The sequence below is a fragment of the Thomasclavelia sp. genome, assembly GCF_017889095.1.
Lineage (GTDB): Bacteria > Bacillota_I > Bacilli_A > Erysipelotrichales > Coprobacillaceae > Thomasclavelia.
Window position 1 is genome coordinate 1 of the sequence record NZ_JAGHEW010000113.1, and the last position, 5,040, is coordinate 5,040.

6 protein-coding genes are annotated in these 5,040 nt (G+C 32.1%); 5 read left to right on the plus strand and 1 reads right to left on the minus strand.

Annotation, left to right across the window (positions count from 1 at the left end):
• Positions 1-90 precede the first annotated feature (90 nt).
• Positions 91-1,509 carry an NAD(P)/FAD-dependent oxidoreductase gene (locus J7M77_RS05095; RefSeq protein ID WP_296876667.1) on the minus strand — a complete coding sequence of 473 codons (1,419 nt, stop codon included), beginning with the start codon at positions 1,507-1,509 and terminating at the stop codon, positions 91-93.
• Positions 1,510-1,678: 169 nt separating this feature from the next.
• Here J7M77_RS05095 and thiM point away from each other — a divergent pair, with 169 nt between their 5' ends.
• The 5 genes from thiM to J7M77_RS05120 all read left to right on the plus strand — a co-directional run.
• Complete coding sequence (gene thiM / locus J7M77_RS05100; RefSeq protein ID WP_296876669.1) at positions 1,679-2,503, plus strand: hydroxyethylthiazole kinase; 825 nt, start codon at positions 1,679-1,681, stop codon at positions 2,501-2,503.
• Positions 2,490-3,128 (plus strand): thiamine phosphate synthase, encoded by a 639-nt coding sequence (gene thiE / locus J7M77_RS05105; protein ID WP_296876671.1) that lies wholly within the window; start codon positions 2,490-2,492, stop codon positions 3,126-3,128. The genes thiM and thiE overlap by 14 nt, the downstream gene beginning before the upstream one ends.
• Positions 3,121-3,765, plus strand: a complete 645-nt coding sequence (locus J7M77_RS05110; protein ID WP_296876673.1) for an HAD family phosphatase — start codon at positions 3,121-3,123, stop codon at positions 3,763-3,765. The genes thiE and J7M77_RS05110 overlap by 8 nt, the downstream gene beginning before the upstream one ends.
• Positions 3,762-4,541 (plus strand): bifunctional hydroxymethylpyrimidine kinase/phosphomethylpyrimidine kinase, encoded by a 780-nt coding sequence (gene thiD, locus J7M77_RS05115; protein ID WP_296876675.1) that lies wholly within the window; start codon positions 3,762-3,764, stop codon positions 4,539-4,541. The genes J7M77_RS05110 and thiD overlap by 4 nt, the downstream gene beginning before the upstream one ends.
• A gap of 87 nt (positions 4,542-4,628) precedes the next feature.
• Positions 4,629-5,040: AraC family ligand binding domain-containing protein (locus J7M77_RS05120; RefSeq protein WP_296876677.1), on the plus strand; the 412-nt coding region annotated here is incomplete at its 3' end.

Here is a 5,040-nt window from a genome sequence, read left to right on the forward strand (position 1 = left end):
GATGTCTTTCAATCAATCACTTTCTTTTAAAAAAATCAGTTACTAGAAATAAATCTAATAACTGACTTTTAAATTTATAATATTTATGTATTATTTAAGATGATCAATAATATGACGAGCCACAATAATTCCATTAGCTCCAGCCTGAGCTAAACCTCTAGTTAATCCTGCTCCATCACCAGCAACATATAAACTGTCGATTTCACATTCAAAACCTTCTTTTACTTTTGGTCTAGCTGAATAGAATTTAGCTTCTACTCCATATAATAATGTATGTTCATTAGCGATACCAGGTGTTACGTTATCCAAAGCTTCAATCATTTCAATAATTGATTTCATTGTATTGTAAGGTAATACTAACCCAAGATCTCCAGGTACAGCTTCAGCTAATGTTGGTACAGTATATCCCTCTTTTAACCTTTTTTCAGTAGTTCTGCGACCCCGTTTAATATCTCCATATCTCTGAACGATTACTGAACCGTTAGAAAGCTTATTAGCCAAACGACTAACTTCATGAGCAAATTCATTTGGTTCATTAAACGGTTCACTAAATGTATGGGATACTAATAAGGCAAAGTTAGTATTTTTACTTCCTAATTTAGGATCATGATAAGCATGTCCATTAGCTAACATGGTTCCACTATGATTTTCAATTACCACATGTCCTGATGGATTAGAACAGAAAGTTCTAACTCTAGTCCCCACACTTGCATTATAAATGAATTTTCCTTCATATAGATTTTTATTGATTTCTTCCATAACGATGTTGCTTGTTTCCACCCGTACTCCAATATCAACCTGATTGTTATATAAATCAATCCCATGTTTTTTTAACACTTTAGTTAGCCAGGCAGATCCATCACGACCAGGTGCTAAAACAACTTTTTTAGCTTTAATTTCTTTACCATTTTCTAAGGTAACGCCACAAGCCTGATTATTTTCTACCATGATATCTTTTACTGTTGTTGCAAAAGCCATATCAATATGTTTTTTCAATTCATTTGACATTTCTGTCATAATTCTTAAATTTTCTTCAGTACCTAAATGACGAACTTTAGCTCGTAATAGTTTTAATCCAACAGCATAACCGCGATGTTCAATTTCTCTAATTTTATCAGTAGTTGGATCAGTAATTTCTTTCGTTGCCCCATGACGTAAATATAACTCATCAACATAATTAATCACATCTTCAACTTCATCTGTTGAAAGATAATCCGTTAACCAGCCACCAAATTCACTCGTAATATTAAATTTACCATCAGAATAAGCACCAGCTCCACCAAAACCAGAAGTGATTGAACAAGCAGGTAAACATCCAGGTTCATTATCTTTAATAATTGGACAAGCTTTGATCTTTTTTTCCTTGATTGGACAACGTCTTTTCATGACATCTTGTCCTTTATCCACTAACAGTACCTTTAAATCAGGCTGTTTTAAATATAATTCGTAACAAGCCATTATCCCTGCCGGACCAGCCCCAACAACAATAACATCATAATTATCTCTCATTCTTCTTCGCTCCATTCCGGGTTTTTTTGTTAACCCTATAGATTATACTAAAAATCATCATCTAGTGCAAGCTTAATTGCCACTATATTTACCCTTCCATAATTGTTTAATCACTAATAAAATGATATGATATAAATAATTGATAAAACCATAGAAAGTGAGAAAAATTATGTTTGAAGATATTTTAAAACAATTAAGTCTGCTTAATCCCATCGTTCATTGTATCACTAACTATGTAACCGCCAATGATTGTGCTAATGCTATTTTGGCAGTAAATGGCAGTGCCATCATGGCTGATGATATTAATGAAGTTAGCGAAATCACAACTCTTTGTAATTCTCTAGTAATCAATATCGGTACTTTAAACAATCATAAAATTGATGCCATGATCAAAGCCGGAAAAATGGCAAATCATCTAAATCATCCGATCATCTTTGATCCCGTTGGCGTCGGTGCTAGTAAATTTAGAAGCGAAGCAGCAAAAAAACTATTACAAGAAATTAAATTTAGTGTTATTCGTGGTAATATTTCTGAAATTAAAGCTCTCGTTAAAAACATTAATGGTACAAGAGGTGTTGATGCCAATGATAGTGATGCCATTACTTCGGCCAATCTTGATGAAATCATCAAATTTGCCAGGGCATTTAGTAAACAAACAGGTGCTGTCATTGCAATTACAGGAACAATCGATCTTGTCGTTGATGAAAGCAAGGCTTTTGTGATTTATAATGGTTGTAAAACGATGGCTAAAATCACCGGAACGGGATGCATGCTTTCAGCTATTTTAGGCGCTTTTGTAGCTGCAAAACCTGGTAATATCTTAGAAACTGCTGCTTATGCAATTGCAACAATGGGTTATTGTGGTGAAATTGCTGATCAAAAAATGCGTAATGAAGAAAGTGGAACGGGCAGTTTTAAAGTTCATTTGATCGATGCTTTAAGTACCTTAAACTATAATGATTTGAAAGCAGGTGTTAAAATTGAAATTCGCTAAAGAACAATTAGAACTATATCTAGTTACTGATAGTAATTTGGTTGCTAAAGAAAACTTTGAAGCTGCGATTGAACAAGCCATTCAAGGTGGCGTAACTATGGTTCAGCTTCGTGAAAAAAATCTTAGTTTTCAAGATTTTGTCGCTAAAGCTAAAAAAATCAAACAAATTTGTCATCAATATAATGTGCCATTAATTATTAATGATAATTTAGATGTCGCTTTAGCTATTGACAGTGATGGTATTCATATTGGTCAAAACGATTTACCGGCTACCTTAGTTCGTCAAAAAATCGGTCCTGATAAAATCTTAGGTGTTTCTACGCATAATTTAGATGAAGCTTTAAAAGCCAAACAAGACGGAGCTAATTATTTAGGAGCTGGGGCTATGTTTTCAACGGCTACGAAACAGGATGCTACTAATTTACCAATTAGTAAATTACAGGAAATTACCACTAATATTGATTTACCGGTTGTTGCTATTGGGGGAATTAATGAAGACAATTGTTTACAATTAAAAAATTGTCATTTAGCTGGCATTGCCGTTGTATCGGCAATAATGGCTAAAAAAGATATTAAAAAAGCAGCTAAGGAATTAAAGAATAAGGCTAAAGATTTATATGATTAAAGGATATATTATTGATTTAGATGGTACTTTAATTGATTCAATGGCCATTTGGGATGAATTAGGCAGTCATTATTTAATTAGTCAGGGCATTAAACCAAAACCTAATTTAAATGAAGATTTAGCCAGTTTATCAATCAATCAGGCTATAACTTATTTAAAACAAGAATATCAGTTAACTAAAAGTGATAAACAAATCTATCAAGAACTAAATCAAATCTTAGAAGAATTCTATCTTCATAAGGTTACTTTAAAACCTGGTGCTAAACATTTTTTAGACCAATGTTTAAAACATCATAAAAAACTTTGTTTATTAACGGCAAATACAACTAAAATCACTAATATTGTTTTATCAAAATTTAATTTAAATCATTATTTTTCTTTGATTATTACTAGTGATAATACCTCGTTAGATAAACAAAACGGTTTACTTTATCAAACCGCTTTAACTAAACTAAACTTAAATATTAACCAGTGCATTGTTATCGAAGATGCCTATCATGCTATTAAAAGCGCTAAACAATCCGGCTTTATTATCTGGGCTATCAAAGATAAAAGCAATCAAAATGACTGGTCAAAAATATGTAAACTAAGTGATCAAACTTATCAAAACTTAACAGAAATGGAGGATAGAGAATGAAAAAAGTACTTACAATCGCCGGTTCTGATTGTTCCGGGGGAGCTGGGATTCAAGCTGATCTTAAAACCATGTCAGCCTTTAAAGTTTATGGCATGAGCGTGATTACTGCCTTAACAGCGCAAAATACAATGGGAGTTGCTGATATTATGGATGTTACTTCAAGCTTTTTAGCTAAACAGCTAGATTGTGTTTTTGATGATATTTACCCTGATGCAATTAAAATTGGGATGGTATCTAACCCTGAATTAATTGCGACAATTGTTACTAAATTAAAAGAACATCCTGATTTAAAGATCGTCGTTGATCCTGTTATGGTCGCTACTAGCGGTTCTAGACTATTAGCTGATGATGCTTTAAAAATTTTAAAAGAAGAATTAATTCCATTAGCTACGATCATCACTCCTAATATTCCTGAAGCTAGTGTTTTAACTAATCTTGAAATTAAAAGTAAAGATGATATGATCGAAGCTGCCAAAACAATCGCTTCATGGTATTCGGGCTATATTTTAATTAAAGGCGGTCATTTTGAAGATCGGGCTGATGATTTATTATATTACCAGGGAAATATCACCTGGCTAACGGCTGATAAAATTGATAATCCGAATACTCATGGAACTGGCTGTACACTATCTTCCGCTATTGCCAGCAACATTGCTTTAGGTTATTCAATTGAAGACAGTGTAAAAAACGCTAAAGAATATCTAACTGGTGCTCTTAAAGATCAATTAGATTTAGGTCATGGCAGCGGTCCATTAAATCATTGTTGGAAGATGTAAAAGGTCATTTGACCTTTTTTTAATGAAAATATTATCCAAGACTTAATCCTTTTAAAAGATTAAACTATCTAATTAAGGAGTTATTATATGCAAAAAGAAAAAAGGACCATTATTTACGATCAAGATTTAAAAATCGAAGCCTATCATTTTAGTGGCATCACTCAGCCATTTGCAAATCACTTTCATGAATATTACGTTATTGGCTATCTTAAATCAGGACAACGCTTTTTAACTTGTAAAAACAACGAATATTTACTTAAAACAAATAGTATTGTTATTTTTAATCCTGGTGATAATCATGCTTGTAAACAAATTGATAATAGTTATTTTGATTATTATAGTTTAAATATTTCTAAAGAAGTAATTTATGCTTTAACAAAAAAACTCACTGGTAAACAATATTTACCAATTTTTTCTAATAATGTTATTTACGATCAAAACCTAACAACAACTCTTGTTTATTTATATGAACTAATATTTAGCCAAGATACATCAAATA

Excerpts from the sequence above, each read along its gene's own strand:
- J7M77_RS05095 (WP_296876667.1), bottom strand. The coding sequence starts at position 1,509 with ATGAGAGATAATTATGATGTTATTGTTGTTGGGGCTGGTCCGGCAGGG.
- thiM (WP_296876669.1), top strand. The coding sequence starts at position 1,679 with ATGTTTGAAGATATTTTAAAACAATTAAGTCTGCTTAATCCCATCGTT.
- J7M77_RS05110 (WP_296876673.1), top strand. The coding sequence starts at position 3,121 with ATGATTAAAGGATATATTATTGATTTAGATGGTACTTTAATTGATTCA.
- thiD (WP_296876675.1), top strand. The coding sequence starts at position 3,762 with ATGAAAAAAGTACTTACAATCGCCGGTTCTGATTGTTCCGGGGGAGCT.